This window comes from Bradyrhizobium septentrionale (assembly GCF_011516645.4).
GTDB classification, from domain to species: domain Bacteria; phylum Pseudomonadota; class Alphaproteobacteria; order Rhizobiales; family Xanthobacteraceae; genus Bradyrhizobium; species Bradyrhizobium septentrionale.
The window spans coordinates 5,979,839-5,993,486 of record NZ_CP088285.1 but is presented as its reverse complement, the minus strand read 5'-3'; the positions used below and the strand labels follow the sequence as shown (position 1 = coordinate 5,993,486).

Below are 13,648 nucleotides of genomic sequence, written 5' to 3'. Positions count from 1 at the left end.
GCTTCGTCGCTGTCGCTCCTCGCAATGACGGCAGGCGCGACGTCAACGATGTATGAGAAGCGTCGGCAAAAAAGAAGGCCCGCAAAATGGCGGGCCTTCGAAAAGGGCAGTTGGTCAGCGCGAGCGCGATCAGGCGGTCTTGCTGTAGACCTTGGCGAAGTTGTCCTGCGCGGTCTTCGCACCGTCGGTGACGAGCTTGCCGAGATACTCGGTGGTGGCCTTCGCCCGCGAGACGAACAGTTCGCCACGCGCACGGACCAGCTCCGACTGGATCTGGGCGGCTTCGCTCAGCGACTTGGCCGACGCGAGCTTGTCGATGCCGGCGAAGAACGCCTCGGCGTCCTGGTAGAGCGCCTGCTGGATGTTGCGGCTGATCTTGGCGGCTTCGGTCACCGAACCGGCAACGGCGGTCTCGATCACGTTGGTCACCTTCTCGGAGCCGGCATACGCGTCGGCGGCGCGGGTCTTGGCGGCCTCGGCCTGCTTCTTCACGAACTCACGGGCGGCTTCCGGAACTTCCAGGTTCTGGAGCTTGGTGAACGCCTCGGTGACGGGCGCGAAGGCTTCCTTGACGCTGTTCAGCACGGAATTGGTTTCGGTGGTCATTGGGGTCTCTCCATCCTCAGGTTTGAGCTATGGGCTCACCCCGTCCGGATTGGCCCGGGGCAAAAGTGTTATGACACATCCAATGGTGCGTCGCAACATAGATGTTGCAGCGCGATATCACGAACCCGTGAGCAGCGTGAATATCAGGCAAACTGCCTGTGGAACTGGCAGTTTGAGGTATTTAACCACCTCCAACCGCGCCGGGCAGCCCATAAGCCTCCATCTGGGCCCGAACCTGCGCCACATTGTGCCCAAGCACGACGATGTCGTGGGTCTTGCCCTCGACATCGCGGACATGGTCGCGCAGCAAGGCCTCCGCCCTGAAGCCGAGGCTCTCGAACAGCGCGATCGCCGCCCGCTGGTCGACTGTCATCTGCACCGAGAACTTCTCCAGCCCGGCGCCGAGCGCGATGGCGAAGGTCTCCTGCGACAGCGCCCGGCCAACGCCCTGCCCGCGCACATCGAGTGACACCACCATGCGGATCTCGCCGACATGCGGCGACCAGGAGTGCGGATCGCGCACCAGCGTGCCGCAGCCGACCACCTTGCCGTCCTTGATCGCGACCAGGCTCGTGATGTCGCCGCGCTCGATCTCGTTGACCCAGGCCGACAGCACCTTCGGCTGGCTGATGTTGCGCGGCAGGAACAGCAAATCGTGCGTCGGCAGATTTTGCGCGAAGGCCAGCACCGCGGCCTCGTCGGCCCTCGTCATCAGGCGGAACTCGATGTCGCCGGCCTCGGTCTTGACGTGGCGCGGATAGGAACGTTGTTCGGTCATGTCGATCTCTTGCCCAACCAGGAGTCCAGTTTCGGCCACAGCCGCTTGATTGCATTGGCGCCGGCGACCAGCGAGACGTGACCGCCTTTCAGCATCACCTCCTCCTTGTCCCCGGAGCCGATCCTGGGGATGAGGTGCTTTGCCGCGTCATACGGCACGATGTGGTCGTGCTCGGCGACCGCGTGCAGGATCGGCACCTTGATGTTGGCAAGCTTCGCCTCGCGGCCGCCGACCGTCATGCTGTCGTTGTAGAGCTTGTTGTCCCACATCAGGTTCTTGACGGTCTGGCGAAAATATTCGCCGGCCAGCGGCAGGGTGTCGGTGCCCCAGCGATCCATCATCCGGTAGCCCTTGACGTACTCGTCGTTCCAGATGTTGTCCCACAACTGCACCTGGCTGAATACGCGCGACGCCGGCCGCAGCATGTCGAACGACGTCATGATCATGTCGCCCGGCACGTTGCCGACGCTGTCGACCAGCTTGTCGACGTCGAAATATCGCCGGTCGGAGAAATTCTGGAACAGCTTCATCTCGCGGAAATCGATCGGCGTGGTGAAGCAGATCAGGTTCTTCATCGGCCCGTCGTTGAAGATCGAGCCGTAGAGCAGCGACAGCACGCCGCCGAAGCAATAGCCGATCACCGAGACGTCCTGCTCGCCGGAGTCCTGCTGCACGCGGCGGACCGACTCCGGGATGAAATCGAGGACGTAGTCCTCCATGCTCAGCGTTTTCTCCTCCGGCTTCGGCGCGGTCCAGTCCAGCATGTAGACGTCGTAGCCGCGCTTGAGCATGAATTCGATGAAGCTTTGGCCCGGCACCAGATCGAGGATGTAGCCGCGGTTGGTGGTCGCCATCACGATCAGGATCGGCACGCGATAGACTTCGCTCGCCATCGGCCGGTAGTGATAGAGGTTCATGGTGCCGCGCGAATACAGCACGTCCTTCGGCGTCGAGCCGAGCGAGGGACCGGAGCTCGATATGTACTCGACGCCCTTGATGCTGCGCTGGATCGCGCGCTGCACTTCGGACTGCACCCGCTCCGCGATCGAGGCGACATCAAACCCCGTGGAAGCGTTCATTTGGGCTCTCCCTCGGATGGCGGGCGTTTGGTGCGCGGCGGCCGTGGCGTTGCGCCGAAGCCATCCCCCGGCGCCAGCGAATTGTGGTGCACCTGCTGCAGCAGCGTCTTGATCTCGTTGAGCTGGTTCTCCATCGACTGCAGGCGCTCGGCCATGCCGACGAGCTGGGCGCGGCTCGGCAGGTTCATCGCCAGAAGATATTTCTCCATCAGCTCGCCGAGCTGCCGCTGCGCGCCCGCCGCGGCGCCGCCGGCCTGATTCATCAACTTGGAGAATTCGGGCGAGGCCATTAACTGGTTGCCGAAGGAGTTGAACCCCTTCTCCATCTCACCCATCATCGTCTGCCAGATCACGGCAGGGTCGTTGCCCTTGTCGGCCATGCGGCGCTCCTCCTCACCAAATCCGAGCGCTTGCCGCGCTTCCGCTTGTTTCCACCATACGACACTGTTGCCGTGGATCGGTCAACAGCACGGCACGACCCACGGCGTCGAAGCCCTTCTGCGCCGCATCAAAGCGTGGCATAGAGGTTCCTGACGCGATACCAGCAGGGGATGCCCGTGACCACGCTCGCCCATCAGCCGCCGCAGCTCGCCCGCGCCAATGGCATCGACATCTGCTACGAGATTTTTGGCGATGCGAATGCCGAGCCGCTGCTTTTGATCATGGGCCTCGGCGCCCAGATGATCCATTGGGACGACGAATTCTGCCGGCAGCTCGCCGCGCGCGGCTTTCGCGTGATCCGATTCGACAACAGGGATATCGGCAAATCCTCCCGCCTGAGCGGCGGCAAGCGGCTGTCCGCGCTCGAACTGCTCAAGCTGCGTTTCCTGAAGATCCCGGTCGCAGCGCCCTACCGGCTGATCGACATGGCGCGGGACACCGTCGGCTTGATGGACGCACTCGGCATCCGCACCGCGCATCTGGTCGGCGCCTCGATGGGCGGCATGATCGCGCAGGAGGTTGCGATCACGTTCCCCGAGCGCGTGCGCTCGCTGACCTCGATCATGTCGACCACGGGAAACCCGAAGATACCCGGGCCGACCCGCGAGGCGACCGCGGTGCTGATGGCGCCGCCACCGAAGAGCAAGGAGGAGTACTTTGCGCGCTTCGGTCAGACCTGGAAGGTGCTGCGCAACGGCTCGTTCCCCGAGGATGAGGCGCTTGATCCCGAGCGCGCGCGACGCACCTTTGAGCGCGGCCTCAATCCGGAAGGCGTCGGCCGCCAGCTGCGCGCCATCCTCGCCTCCGGCAGCCGCAAGGAACGGCTGCGCAGCGTCAAGGCGCCGACGCTCGTGATCCACGGCACCGTCGATCCGCTGGTGCATCCCGAAGGCGGCAAGGACACTGCGGTCTCGATCCCGGGTGCAAAGCTCGTGATGGTCGAGGGCATGGGCCATGCGCTGCCGATCCCAATGTGGCCGCAGATCATCGACGCCATCGACAAGCACGCGCATGGCGCGGCGGCGAAGGCGGCGTGAGGCAGGTAACTGCTGGTAACCATGTGAGCCAGGGTGCGTTCTTCCGGGCGCCGCATGGAGGCTGTAGAGAGCGCAGTGCAGCGTGCGGGTCGCGCGCCACCAGCCTCGGGAGTCCCCAGATGAACACCATCCTCCGGCCGCGGACAGCGGTCGCCGCTCTCCTCCTCGCGCTCGCGTCATCCACCGCGATGGCCGCCACCAGCGAAGCGCAGCAGGAAGCCAACCGCAAGGCGGTGCTGGCCTTCTACGAGAAGGGGCTGAACCAGAAGGACGCCGACGCCGCGCTCGCCTATGTCGGCAACCGCTATGTGCAGCACAATCCCGGCGCGGCCGACGGCCCCGACGGCTTCCGCAAGTTCATCGGCTTCCTGCGCGAGAAGTTTCCGAACTCGCACAGCGAGATCAAGCGTTCGTTCGTCGACGGCGACTACGTGATCCTGCACGTCCATGCCGTGCGCGAGCCCGGCACCCGCGGCAATGCGATCGTCGACATCTTCAAGCTCGAGGACGGCAAGATCGTCGAGCATTGGGACGTGGTGCAGCCGATCCCGGAGACTCCCGCCAACAGCAACACGATGTTTTAATGCTTGGTTTCCGTCATGGCCGGGCTCGTCCCGGCCATCCACGTCTTCTGCTGATGAGATTAAAGACGTGGATGCCCGGGACAAGCCCGGGCATGACGACATCGGATGAATCTACCGGCTGCGGCCGAGCCAGCGCTGTGTGGGGAACAGCTGCCACTGCCAGCGCCGGGCGGCCTCGCCCCACACACCCCTCGGCATGAACAGCATGATCAGGATGGCGAGCGTGCCGAGCACGACCAGATACAGGCTGCCATACTGGGCGAGATAGGTCAGGAGCCCCCAGAGCAGGAGCACACCGACCATCGGGCCTTCGATGGTGCGCACGCCGCCGATCACCACGATGAAGATCACATAGGCGGTCCAGTCGGTGACACTGAAGGCAGCGTCAGGCGATATCCGCGCCTTCTGCAGATAGACCAGCGCACCGACCATGCCGGTCGCGAACGCAACCGCGATCCACAGCACGTGGCGAATCCGCGCGGTGCGGACGCCGACGCTGCGCGCCGCCGCCGCATTGTCGCGGCTTGCCGCCAGCGCAAGGCCGAGCCGCGAGCGCATGAAGGCGTAGATGCCGAGCGTCACCAGCACGGCGATCAGCAGCGCAAGCCAGTAGACAAGCACGTCGCGCGCCGCCGCCGGTCGCAGGCCGAGCAGCGCCTGCACCGCCTTCAGTCCAACCATCTGCGACAGCTCGCTCGGCGAGATCGACATCCCGGTGCCGCCGCCGAGCGACTTGAACTGGGCGCAGATCAGCCGCAGCGCTTCGGCGGCCACCCAGCTGCCGATCGCGAAATATGGCCCTTCCAGCCGGAACAGCAGCGGCCCGAGCACCGCCGCGACCAGCGCCGCGAACAGTCCGGCCAGCGGGATCGCCGCAACGGGATCGAGCCCGGCCATCACGATGCCGGCAAACAGCGCATAGGCGCCGAGCCCGACAAACGCTTGCTGCCCGACCGACACCAGCCCGCCCCACCCGGCCAGCACGTTCCAGAGCTGCGCCAGCGTCAGCATGGTGAAGACGAAGATCAGGTCCTGGATCAGGTTGCGCGATGCGATCGCGGGCAGCACAGCCAGCACCACGAGCAGCGCGATGCCGGCCACGGCGGCAATGCGCGACAGCCGCGTGCCGACCCGAACCTGCCACACCGGCGCATCCGCCGGGCGCTCGTCCCGGCCTGCCGGAATACGGATGCTTTCGACGCTCATGTCCGCCTCGCCGGGAACAGACCGCGCGGCCGCACCATCAGCACGGCAAGGAAGGCGAGATGGCCGGCCAGGATCTGCCATTCCGGATTGATCCGCGCGCCGATCGCCTGAGCGAGCCCGAGCACGATGCCGCCGGCCAGCGTTCCCCACAGGCTGCCGAGGCCGCCGATGATCACCGCCTCGAACGCATAAAGCAGCCGCGCCGGGCCGATCGACGGATCGAAGCTGGCGCGGATGCCGAACACGATGGCGGCGATCACCGAGACCGCAAGCGACAGTCCGACCGCGATGGCGTAGACATTGCGCTCGTTGACGCCCATCAATTGCGCGATCGCGGGATTGTCGGCGGTGGCGCGGAAGGCGCGGCCGAGCGAGGTGCGATAGAAGATCAGCTGCAGCAGCGCGACGGCGGCGATCGCCGTCACCAGCGCTGTCAGCGGCGCCAGCCCGACGCTCAGGCCCGGGGCGAGCGTCACCGACGAGGATTCGAAGGCGCCTGCCTGCAGCCGGCGGCTGTCGGCGCCGTAGCCGAGCAGCAAACCGTTCTGGATCACGATCGACAGGCCGAAGGTGACGAGCAGCGGCGGCAGGATGTCGTCACCGAGCACCCGCTCCAGCACCAGCCGCTGCAGCACGAAGCCGAGCGCGAACATCGCCACGACGACCAGCAGCGATGCGGCCGCAAGCGGCAGGCCGAGCGCGGTGGTGGCGCTGAGCACCAGGTATGCCGCGAGCAGGATCAGATCGCCATGCGCCAGATTGACGAGACGCATGATGCCGAAGATCAGCGACAGGCCGAGCGCGAACAGCGCATAGACGCCGCCGAGCAGCACGCCTTCGATGATGGTGTCGAACCCGCTCATCGTTCCCTCACGTTCCGAAATAGGCCGCGCGGATCGTGTCCTGATCCACATCCTTTGGCCGTCCGCTCAGTGTCACCCGTCCCTCCTGCAGGCAGTAGAAGCGATCCGCCGCCCGCAGCGCGCGGGCGATGTCCTGCTCGACCAGCACGACCGCGGTGCCGCCCGAGCGGATCTGCGGCAGCATGCGGTAGATGTCCTCCACCACGATCGGCGCGAGGCCGAGGCTGATCTCGTCGCACAGCAGGACCGACGGGTTGGACATCAGCGCACGGCCGATCGCCACCATCTGCTGCTGGCCGCCCGACAGCGCCGTCACGGCGCCGCGCCGCCGCTCCTTCAGCACCGGGAACATGCGGTAGACCGCGGCGAGATCCCACGGCGTGGTGCGTTCGCCGCCATAGGCGCCGATCAGAAGGTTCTCCTCGACGCTGAGCGAGGGAAACAATTGTCGGCCCTCCGGCACCAACGCGAGGCCGAGCCGCACGATGCTGGCGGCCGACGCGTCGCCGATCGCCCGTCCACTGAGGCGGATGGCATCGGGGCGGCTCTTCACGAGCCCGGCCAGCGACTTCAGCATGGTCGACTTGCCGGCGCCATTGGCGCCGATCACCGCAACCGCCTCGCCCTTATTCAGTTCGAAGTCGATGTCGAACAGCGCCTGGAAGTCGCCGTAGAACGCATCGAGCGCCGTGACATTGAGCAGCGCGGTCATGCCGGCACGCCCATATAGATGGTCTCGACCTCGCGCGAGCGCATCACGTCGACTGGTGCGCCCTGGGCGACGACCTTGCCGAAGTTCAAGACAACCAGCCGCTGCACCACGGCGAGCAGCGCGTGCACAACGTGCTCGATCCAGATGATGCCGACGCCTTCGGCGTGGATGGTACGGATAGTCTCGACCAGTTCATGACATTCGGCATCGGTGAGGCCGCCGGCGATCTCGTCGAGCAGCAGCGTGCGCGGTCGGGTGGCGAGCGCCCGCGCCAGCTCGAGCCGCTTGCGATCGAGCAGCGGCAGGCTGCCGGCAAGCCGGTTGGCCTTGGCCTCGAGGCCGGTCAGATCGAGCATGCGGCCGCAATGCTGGACCGCGTCCGCCTCCGACAGTCCACCGCCAAACAACGCGGCGACCGCAAGGTTCTCGAACACCGAGAGATGGTCGAAAGGTTGCGGGATCTGGAATGAGCGCCCGATGCCGGCGCGACAGCGTGCCTCGGGCGAAAGACCCGTAATGTCGACGCCATCGAGAACGATGCGGCCGGCATCCGGCCGCAGCAACCCGGTGACCAGGTTGAACAGCGACGACTTGCCGGCGCCGTTCGGACCGATCACGCCCAGCGCCTCGCCGGAGGAAAGCGTCAGGTCGATCGCGTCGGCAACGGCGATGGCGCCGAACCTTTTCGAGATGGCATGGAGTTCGAGCATGGTCGCCCACTGGATGGTTTCGGCGGAGAGGAGATGCGCGGCACTGCCACGCATCTCCTGTCTTCGTTGAAGCAGCTGGCTTCTGCTAGCTCAGCGCCTGCATGTCGCCGCCAAGCGGGATCTGCGGCGCCAGCTTGTTGTCGGTGATCACCATGTTGTACTTGTCACCGTTGAGCCGCCATTGGCCGCCGACCAGCGGCGTCTTGGCGATGTTCTTCGCCGCGAATGGCGGCACGGCGCTTGAGCCGAACGCGACCTGGCCCACGATCGTATCGAGCTTGGTGGCGCCGATCGCCTTCGCGAGCGCCGCGCCGTCGGCCGGGTCGCCGGAGCGCTTGATGGCGTCGATCGCGACCTCGAACAGCGAATGCACGAAGCCGATCGGCTGGGTCCATTGCTTGCCGGAGGCCTGCTCATATCCCTTGGCGAGATCGGCCGCGCTGACGCCGCTGAGGCTCGATTTGTAGGGATGCGTCGGCGTCCACCACACTTCGGTGGAGATATTGTTGCCGCCCTTGCCCAGCGCCTGCACCGACGCCGGGAACAGCAACGCCTTGGCGACCGACACGACCTTCGGCTTCAGCCCCTTTTGCCGCGCCTGGTTCCAGAACGTGGTGAAGTCGGGCGGAACGATCACGCCGGTGATGATCTCGGCATCGGCGCCGCGGAACGCAGCGATCTGCGAGCTGAAATCGTCGGTCAGATTCTGGAAGCGGCCGGGATCGGTCAGCTTGAAGCCCTGCTTGGCCATCACGGGCGGGAAGCCGATCGTGGTGTCGCCCCAGGCGTTGCCGTCGGCATCGTTCGGAAACAGCGCGCCGACCGATTTGTTGGTCGCGACCTGGCTCCACATGCTGGTGAAGACGCCGATCACGTCCTCGAGCCCCCAGAAATAGTGGAAGGTGTATTCGAACGGCTTCCAGCTCTTCGGATCGCCCGGATTGGCCTGCCGGCCGATGAAGTTGGTCTGCCACGGCGCGACGGAAGAGATGCACGGCACCTGCTCGAGCTCGCACTGCGTCGCCACCGGATTATTGGTTTCGGGCGTGGCGCCGACCACGATCAGGCTGACATTGTCGCGGGTGATCAGCTCCTTGGCGACTTCGGCGGCGCGGTTCGGATTCGACTGGCTGTCCTTGGTCACCACCTCGACCGAATAGGTCTGCGATCCGACCTTGACGCCGTCCTTGATGAACTTTCTGAACTCGCCGAGCACGAAATCGTCGGCTTCGGCGAAGGCCGCCAATGGTCCGCTCTTTGGCGAGACATAGCCAATCTTGATCGGCTTGTTGGCTGCCCGCACTGACGGCGCGAACAAGGTCGTCGTGCCGGCGGCCGCGAAACCACCGGCGATGCCCTGCAGCACGCGGCGGCGATCGAAAGACATCACGTTCAAGTGGTCCTTGGCGTTCAAATGGTCCTTGGTCATCTTCCCCTCCCTTGAGGCGAGCCGGTTTTCACACCGGCTGCCGTTCATTCCGTTCTGAAAAACTACCGGCGTCGCGCCGCATCACGCGGCGGCGATGGACTTCGTCTGCGCCTTCGCGCTGCGGCCGAGGATCTGGCCAAACACGTCGAGCAACACGTCGGAGGCGTCAGCCGCCGCCTCCCTGGTGCGCCAGGCGACATACGTGTCGGGACGCACCAGCACGCAGCCGTCCTCGTCGACCTCGCTCTGGCGATACCAGTCCGCATAGATGTCGAGTGCGTCGCAGCCCTGCGGGCCGATGGTGACGACATCGACCGGCAGGCCGTAGGCCTTCTCGACCGCGGCAGCGGCCGTCTTCCAGCCGTCGCCGCCGATCCCGGTGAGCAGCGTGAAGCGGCCCTTGCCGGCGAGATCGAGCGTCGACTTGCGCTGGCCCTGATGCTCGACCCAGACATGCGGCAAATGCGCGCCGGGCCAGGTGGTGGCCTGATGATAGAGCTCGTGATCGCGGGTGAAGGGCGGCATCGGCGTGCCATCGGACATCACGGCGGTCGAGCCGTAGCGCTGGTTCATCTCGACGCCGTGGCAGTTGAACTCGTAGCTCTTGTTGGCGATGGCCTCATAGAGCTTCTTGCGGCGTGCCTTGCCCTCGGCGGTCGGCGCCTTGCGCGCGGCGATCGCCTTGCGCGCTTCGGCCGGATCGGTCGAGGCGACGAGCCCCACCGCCTCGAAGATCGGCGGGAAGTCGCCGATGCTCTTGTTGGCGCGGGTCACGATCTGCTTGCCGACCGGCTGGCGCTCGGCCGAATAGGTCTCGAGCAACGATGGCGCGGCGTGCCCCTCCAGCACCAGCTTGAGCTTCCAGCAGAGATTGTAGGCATCCTGGATCGAGGTGTTGGAGCCCAGGCCATTGGTCGGCGGATGCCGGTGCACGGCATCGCCGACGCAGAACACGCGGCCGGACGTGTAGTGGCCGGCATACATCTCGTTCACAGTCCAGGTCGAGGTCGAGGTCACCTTGACCTCGAGCGTCTCGTCGCCGACGAGATTGCGCACGATCGAGATCGCCTCGTCATTGGAGAGCTTGCGCTCGCCCTGCTCGATGTCGTAGCCCCAGATGATCAGCCATTCGTTCCACGGCCGCACCATGCGGATCAGGCCGGCGCCGATGCCGCCGATCTCGGCGCCCGGCTGCAGCACCCAGTACAGCACGCTCGGCCGGTGCGCGACGTATTTGCTCAGATCCGCCTGCACGATGATGTTCATGCTGCCGGCGCGGCCCATCTGGCCCTCCATCGGCAGCCCGATCACCTCGGCGACCCGGCTGCGGCCGCCATCGGCGCCGATCAGATATTTGGCGCGGATCTGGTAGGTCTCGCCGGACAGGCGGTCCTTCACCGTCGCCGTGACGCGGTCGGCATCCTGCACCAGGTCGACGAACTCGGTATTGAAGCACAGCGAGGTGCCGCGCTGGCCGGCGGCCTCGATCAGGATTGGCTCGAGGAAATTCTGCGGCAGGTCGCAGATCCGGGTCGGGCTGGCGAGGTCGTAATCCGCCTTGCGCGAGGGATGATTGCCCCAGGAATAGAGCCGGCCGAACTCCTCGCCGGCGAGACTCTCGCAGAACACGTTGTTGGCCATCAGGTGCTGCGGCACCGCCTGTGCGACCGCCTTGTCCTCGAGGCCGAGATCGCGCAGCACCTCCATCGCACGCTGGTTGGTGATGTGAGCGCGCGGCGTGTCGGCCAGCCAGCCGTATTTGGTCACCATGATGTGCTTGACGCCGTACATGCCGAGCAGCGCCGCCGCCGTCGCGCCGGCCGGGCCACTGCCGACGACAAGCACGTCGGTCTCGATCGGTTTGCTGGTCATCATCCTCTCCCTGGTCGTCTTGTTGGTTGCTATCGCTATTCCGCGGCCATCATCGGCTTCGGCACCAGGCCCGCGCCGGGCCTCATCTGGAAGTCGTAGGTCATCAGGTGCCACGGCGCGGACACGCGGTCGCCATTCGGCAACGCCGGTTCGTTGCGCGGCTCGACGCGTGCGATGAGCTCATCCTTGACGCCGAACACCACGTCGCTGCGCAGATATTGGTCGCCGTCGAGGAAGACGTGGGTGATCAGCGGCTCGTAGCCCTCGGCCTTGACCAGGAAGTGGACGTGCGCGGGCCGCATCGGATGCCGCTGCGTGGCGGTGATGAGATCGCCGACCGGGCCATCGGTCGGGATCGGATAGCTGCACGGCAGGATGGTGCGGAACGAGAAGCGGCCGTCGGCATCGGTGACGAAGCGTGCGCGCAGCGATGGGCCGTGGGTCGCGTAGTCCTCCTTCTGCGAATCGTAGAAGCCGTCGTCGTCGGCATGCCAGACATCGATCTCGGCAGCGGCGAGCGGCTTGCCGGCGAGGTCGGTGACGCGGCTCTGCACGAACATCACTTCGCCGTCGATGCCTTCGGAGATGTTGGCGCCGTGCGGCGTGACGCGGTGCTCGCCGACATAGAACGGGCCGAGCACCGTGGTCTCGGTCGCGCCTTCGCGCTCGCGGTGATTGACCGCATCGACCAGCATCGAGACGCCGAGCACGTCGGAGAGCAGGATGAACTCCTGGCGCAGCGGCGTGCAGGTCTGGCCGGTGCGGGTCAGGAATTCGATCGCCTGGTTCCATTCCTCGAAGGTGAGCTCGGTGTGGCGCACCAGATCGTGCAGCGACTTGACCGTCTCCTCGATGATGAACTTCAGCCGCTTGTTCGGGGTGTTGGCGAAGCTGCGAAGCACCTCGTCGGTGAGATCATGCTCGTTGAAATTGGCCATGGTGTTTCCTTGATCTGGTGAAGGTCAGTGCTGCACGGGCGCGTCGCCGCGCCAGGCGGCCGCGATCAGTTGCTCGATCGGGGCGCGATCGACCAGTCTGGGGTTGGCATAGGGGTTGCGCACCGCCATCTCGGCGGCGCGAGCGATGGCGCCCTCAGGCATTCCGATGTCGGAGAGCGCGCGCGGCAGCGCGAGCTGCCGGGCAAGGTCAAACAGGCCCTGCGGTGCGTTGGCGCTGTGCAGCGCTCGCGCGACGCGGGTCATCGCCTCCGGCGCGGCGGCTGCGTTGTAGGCGGCGGCGTGGGGCAGCACGATCGCGTGGGTTTCGGCGTGTGGCAGGTCGAACATCCCACCCAGCACATGGCAGAGCTTGTGGTGCAGCGACATGCCGACCGCGCCGAGGCAGACGCCGCATAGCCAGGCGCCGTAGAGCGCATCGCGCCGCGCGCCAGGATCGGCAGGCGCCGTCATGATGCGCGGCAGCGCGCGGGCGAGCGCGGCGATGCCTTCCTCCGCCATCAGCGAGGTCAGCGGATTGGCGTCGGGCGCATAAAGCGCCTCGACCGCGTGGGCAATCGCGTTCAGACCGCTGGCGGCGGAGATGTGCGGCGGCAGGCTAACGGTGAGATCGACGTCGTAGATGACGGTGTCTGGCACCAGATCCTGGGAATGCTGTGTGGTCTTGATGCCGTTGGTGGTCTCACCCAGGATCGGCGTCATCTCCGAGCCGGCATAGGTGGTCGGCATCGCGATATGCGGCAGCCCGGTGCGCAACGACAGCGCCTTGCCGAGCCCGACCGTCGAACCGCCGCCGATTGCGACCAGCCCGTCGATGTCGTGGGATTCGACGATGCCAAGCGCTTCGTTGGTGACCTCGACCGGCGTATGCATGCGCGCGCCGGCGAACAGGCCGGCGAGCCTATCGCCTAGGCCGGCGCCCAACTGACGTCCGAGATCCTGCTGCTCGCTTGTGGTGAGCACCAGCGCCCGCTTGATGCCAAGTCGCTCCGTTTCCTCGCCAAGCCGCGCCGAGGTGCCGGCGCCGAACACCACACGATATTGCTGCGAGCAATAGGCAAAGGCGCCCTGGCCGCCATCACCGGCTGCCGCAACGGCTATGGATGCGCGTCCGGCATCGGGCATTGCGACGCTCATGGCATTCCTCCCGGGCCGGCGAACCGGCGATCTCGTCTTGTTGGGAGAATGCTAGCGGCGGGCGGCCGCGGCGGGCCTGCACGAAACCGGAGAAAATCTGCACAAAACCGGAAAAATCATCCGTCGAGACGGGGCCGGCTGTGCGCCCGCGCCTGACCCAGTCGCAAATCGCCGGGAGCTAGGGCGCGTACTCATAGATCCGGGATGTCCGCTTTCAAGAGGTAGAGCGGAGGGCGGC

General features: G+C 65.8%; 14 protein-coding genes. 2 read left to right on the top strand and 12 right to left on the bottom strand.

Annotation, left to right across the window (positions count from 1 at the left end):
• Positions 1 to 129: 129 nt before the first annotated feature.
• The 4 genes from HAP48_RS30350 to HAP48_RS30335 all read right to left on the bottom strand — a co-directional run bounded on the left by HAP48_RS30350 (position 130) and on the right by HAP48_RS30335 (position 2,843).
• A complete protein-coding gene (locus HAP48_RS30350) occupies positions 130 to 606 on the bottom strand; it encodes a phasin (RefSeq protein ID WP_166203556.1) in 477 nt (158 codons plus the stop codon).
• 181 nt (positions 607 to 787) lie between these two features.
• Positions 788 to 1,384, bottom strand: a complete 597-nt coding sequence (locus HAP48_RS30345) for a GNAT family N-acetyltransferase (protein ID WP_166203554.1) — start codon at positions 1,382 to 1,384, stop codon at positions 788 to 790.
• Entirely contained in the window at positions 1,381 to 2,463 is a 1,083-nt protein-coding gene (locus HAP48_RS30340; protein WP_166203552.1) for a PHA/PHB synthase family protein, read from the bottom strand. The genes HAP48_RS30345 and HAP48_RS30340 overlap by 4 nt, the downstream gene beginning before the upstream one ends.
• A complete protein-coding gene (locus tag HAP48_RS30335; RefSeq protein WP_029078068.1) occupies positions 2,460 to 2,843 on the bottom strand; it encodes a hypothetical protein in 384 nt (127 codons plus the stop codon). Before HAP48_RS30335 ends, HAP48_RS30340 begins: the two co-directional genes overlap by 4 nt.
• 171 nt (positions 2,844 to 3,014) lie before the next feature.
• Here HAP48_RS30335 and HAP48_RS30330 point away from each other — a divergent pair, with 171 nt between their 5' ends.
• Positions 3,015 to 3,941: an alpha/beta fold hydrolase gene (locus tag HAP48_RS30330; RefSeq protein ID WP_175612238.1), complete on the top strand. Its 927-nt coding sequence runs from the start codon at positions 3,015 to 3,017 to the stop codon at positions 3,939 to 3,941.
• Positions 3,942 to 4,129: 188 nt separating this feature from the next.
• A complete protein-coding gene (locus HAP48_RS30325) occupies positions 4,130 to 4,525 on the top strand; it encodes a nuclear transport factor 2 family protein (protein WP_420869912.1) in 396 nt (131 codons plus the stop codon).
• Between the two features lie 111 nt (positions 4,526 to 4,636).
• On the opposite strand, the gene HAP48_RS30320 is transcribed toward HAP48_RS30325, so the two are convergent.
• From HAP48_RS30320 to HAP48_RS30285, 8 genes are all read right to left on the bottom strand, one after another.
• Complete coding sequence (locus tag HAP48_RS30320; RefSeq protein ID WP_166203546.1) at positions 4,637 to 5,731, bottom strand: branched-chain amino acid ABC transporter permease; 1,095 nt, start codon at positions 5,729 to 5,731, stop codon at positions 4,637 to 4,639.
• Positions 5,728 to 6,594: a branched-chain amino acid ABC transporter permease gene (locus tag HAP48_RS30315; protein WP_029078072.1), complete on the bottom strand. Its 867-nt coding sequence runs from the start codon at positions 6,592 to 6,594 to the stop codon at positions 5,728 to 5,730. The genes HAP48_RS30320 and HAP48_RS30315 overlap by 4 nt, the downstream gene beginning before the upstream one ends.
• 7 nt (positions 6,595 to 6,601) lie before the next feature.
• On the bottom strand, positions 6,602 to 7,306 hold the full coding sequence (locus HAP48_RS30310) for an ABC transporter ATP-binding protein (protein ID WP_166203544.1): 705 nt from the start codon (positions 7,304 to 7,306) through the stop codon (positions 6,602 to 6,604).
• Positions 7,303 to 8,070 carry an ABC transporter ATP-binding protein gene (locus HAP48_RS30305; protein WP_224496681.1) on the bottom strand — a complete coding sequence of 256 codons (768 nt, stop codon included), beginning with the start codon at positions 8,068 to 8,070 and terminating at the stop codon, positions 7,303 to 7,305. Before HAP48_RS30305 ends, HAP48_RS30310 begins: the two co-directional genes overlap by 4 nt.
• Positions 8,071 to 8,101: 31 nt before the next feature.
• Positions 8,102 to 9,445: an ABC transporter substrate-binding protein gene (locus HAP48_RS30300; RefSeq protein WP_420869823.1), complete on the bottom strand. Its 1,344-nt coding sequence runs from the start codon at positions 9,443 to 9,445 to the stop codon at positions 8,102 to 8,104.
• A gap of 81 nt (positions 9,446 to 9,526) precedes the next feature.
• Complete coding sequence (locus tag HAP48_RS30295) at positions 9,527 to 11,317, bottom strand: FAD-dependent oxidoreductase (protein ID WP_166203542.1); 1,791 nt, start codon at positions 11,315 to 11,317, stop codon at positions 9,527 to 9,529.
• Between the two features lie 35 nt (positions 11,318 to 11,352).
• Positions 11,353 to 12,255, bottom strand: a complete 903-nt coding sequence (locus HAP48_RS30290; protein ID WP_166203540.1) for an intradiol ring-cleavage dioxygenase — start codon at positions 12,253 to 12,255, stop codon at positions 11,353 to 11,355.
• Positions 12,256 to 12,279: 24 nt separating this feature from the next.
• Entirely contained in the window at positions 12,280 to 13,398 is a 1,119-nt protein-coding gene (locus tag HAP48_RS30285) for a maleylacetate reductase (protein WP_166215284.1), read from the bottom strand.
• Between the last annotated feature and the right edge of the window lie 250 nt (positions 13,399 to 13,648).

What these genes read in the sequence shown, in the direction of transcription:
- HAP48_RS30350 (WP_166203556.1), bottom strand. Translation starts at nt 606, where the DNA reads ATGACCACCGAAACCAATTCCGTGCTGAACAGCGTCAAGGAAGCCTTC.
- HAP48_RS30345 (WP_166203554.1), bottom strand. Translation starts at nt 1,384, where the DNA reads ATGACCGAACAACGTTCCTATCCGCGCCACGTCAAGACCGAGGCCGGC.
- HAP48_RS30340 (WP_166203552.1), bottom strand. Translation starts at nt 2,463, where the DNA reads ATGAACGCTTCCACGGGGTTTGATGTCGCCTCGATCGCGGAGCGGGTG.
- HAP48_RS30335 (WP_029078068.1), bottom strand. Translation starts at nt 2,843, where the DNA reads ATGGCCGACAAGGGCAACGACCCTGCCGTGATCTGGCAGACGATGATG.
- HAP48_RS30330 (WP_175612238.1), top strand. Translation starts at nt 3,015, where the DNA reads ATGCCCGTGACCACGCTCGCCCATCAGCCGCCGCAGCTCGCCCGCGCC.
- HAP48_RS30325 (WP_420869912.1), top strand. Translation starts at nt 4,130, where the DNA reads ATGGCCGCCACCAGCGAAGCGCAGCAGGAAGCCAACCGCAAGGCGGTG.
- HAP48_RS30320 (WP_166203546.1), bottom strand. Translation starts at nt 5,731, where the DNA reads ATGAGCGTCGAAAGCATCCGTATTCCGGCAGGCCGGGACGAGCGCCCG.
- HAP48_RS30315 (WP_029078072.1), bottom strand. Translation starts at nt 6,594, where the DNA reads ATGAGCGGGTTCGACACCATCATCGAAGGCGTGCTGCTCGGCGGCGTC.
- HAP48_RS30310 (WP_166203544.1), bottom strand. Translation starts at nt 7,306, where the DNA reads ATGACCGCGCTGCTCAATGTCACGGCGCTCGATGCGTTCTACGGCGAC.
- HAP48_RS30305 (WP_224496681.1), bottom strand. Translation starts at nt 8,070, where the DNA reads ATGCGTGGCAGTGCCGCGCATCTCCTCTCCGCCGAAACCATCCAGTGG.
- HAP48_RS30300 (WP_420869823.1), bottom strand. Translation starts at nt 9,445, where the DNA reads ATGACCAAGGACCATTTGAACGCCAAGGACCACTTGAACGTGATGTCT.
- HAP48_RS30295 (WP_166203542.1), bottom strand. Translation starts at nt 11,317, where the DNA reads ATGACCAGCAAACCGATCGAGACCGACGTGCTTGTCGTCGGCAGTGGC.
- HAP48_RS30290 (WP_166203540.1), bottom strand. Translation starts at nt 12,255, where the DNA reads ATGGCCAATTTCAACGAGCATGATCTCACCGACGAGGTGCTTCGCAGC.
- HAP48_RS30285 (WP_166215284.1), bottom strand. Translation starts at nt 13,398, where the DNA reads ATGCCCGATGCCGGACGCGCATCCATAGCCGTTGCGGCAGCCGGTGAT.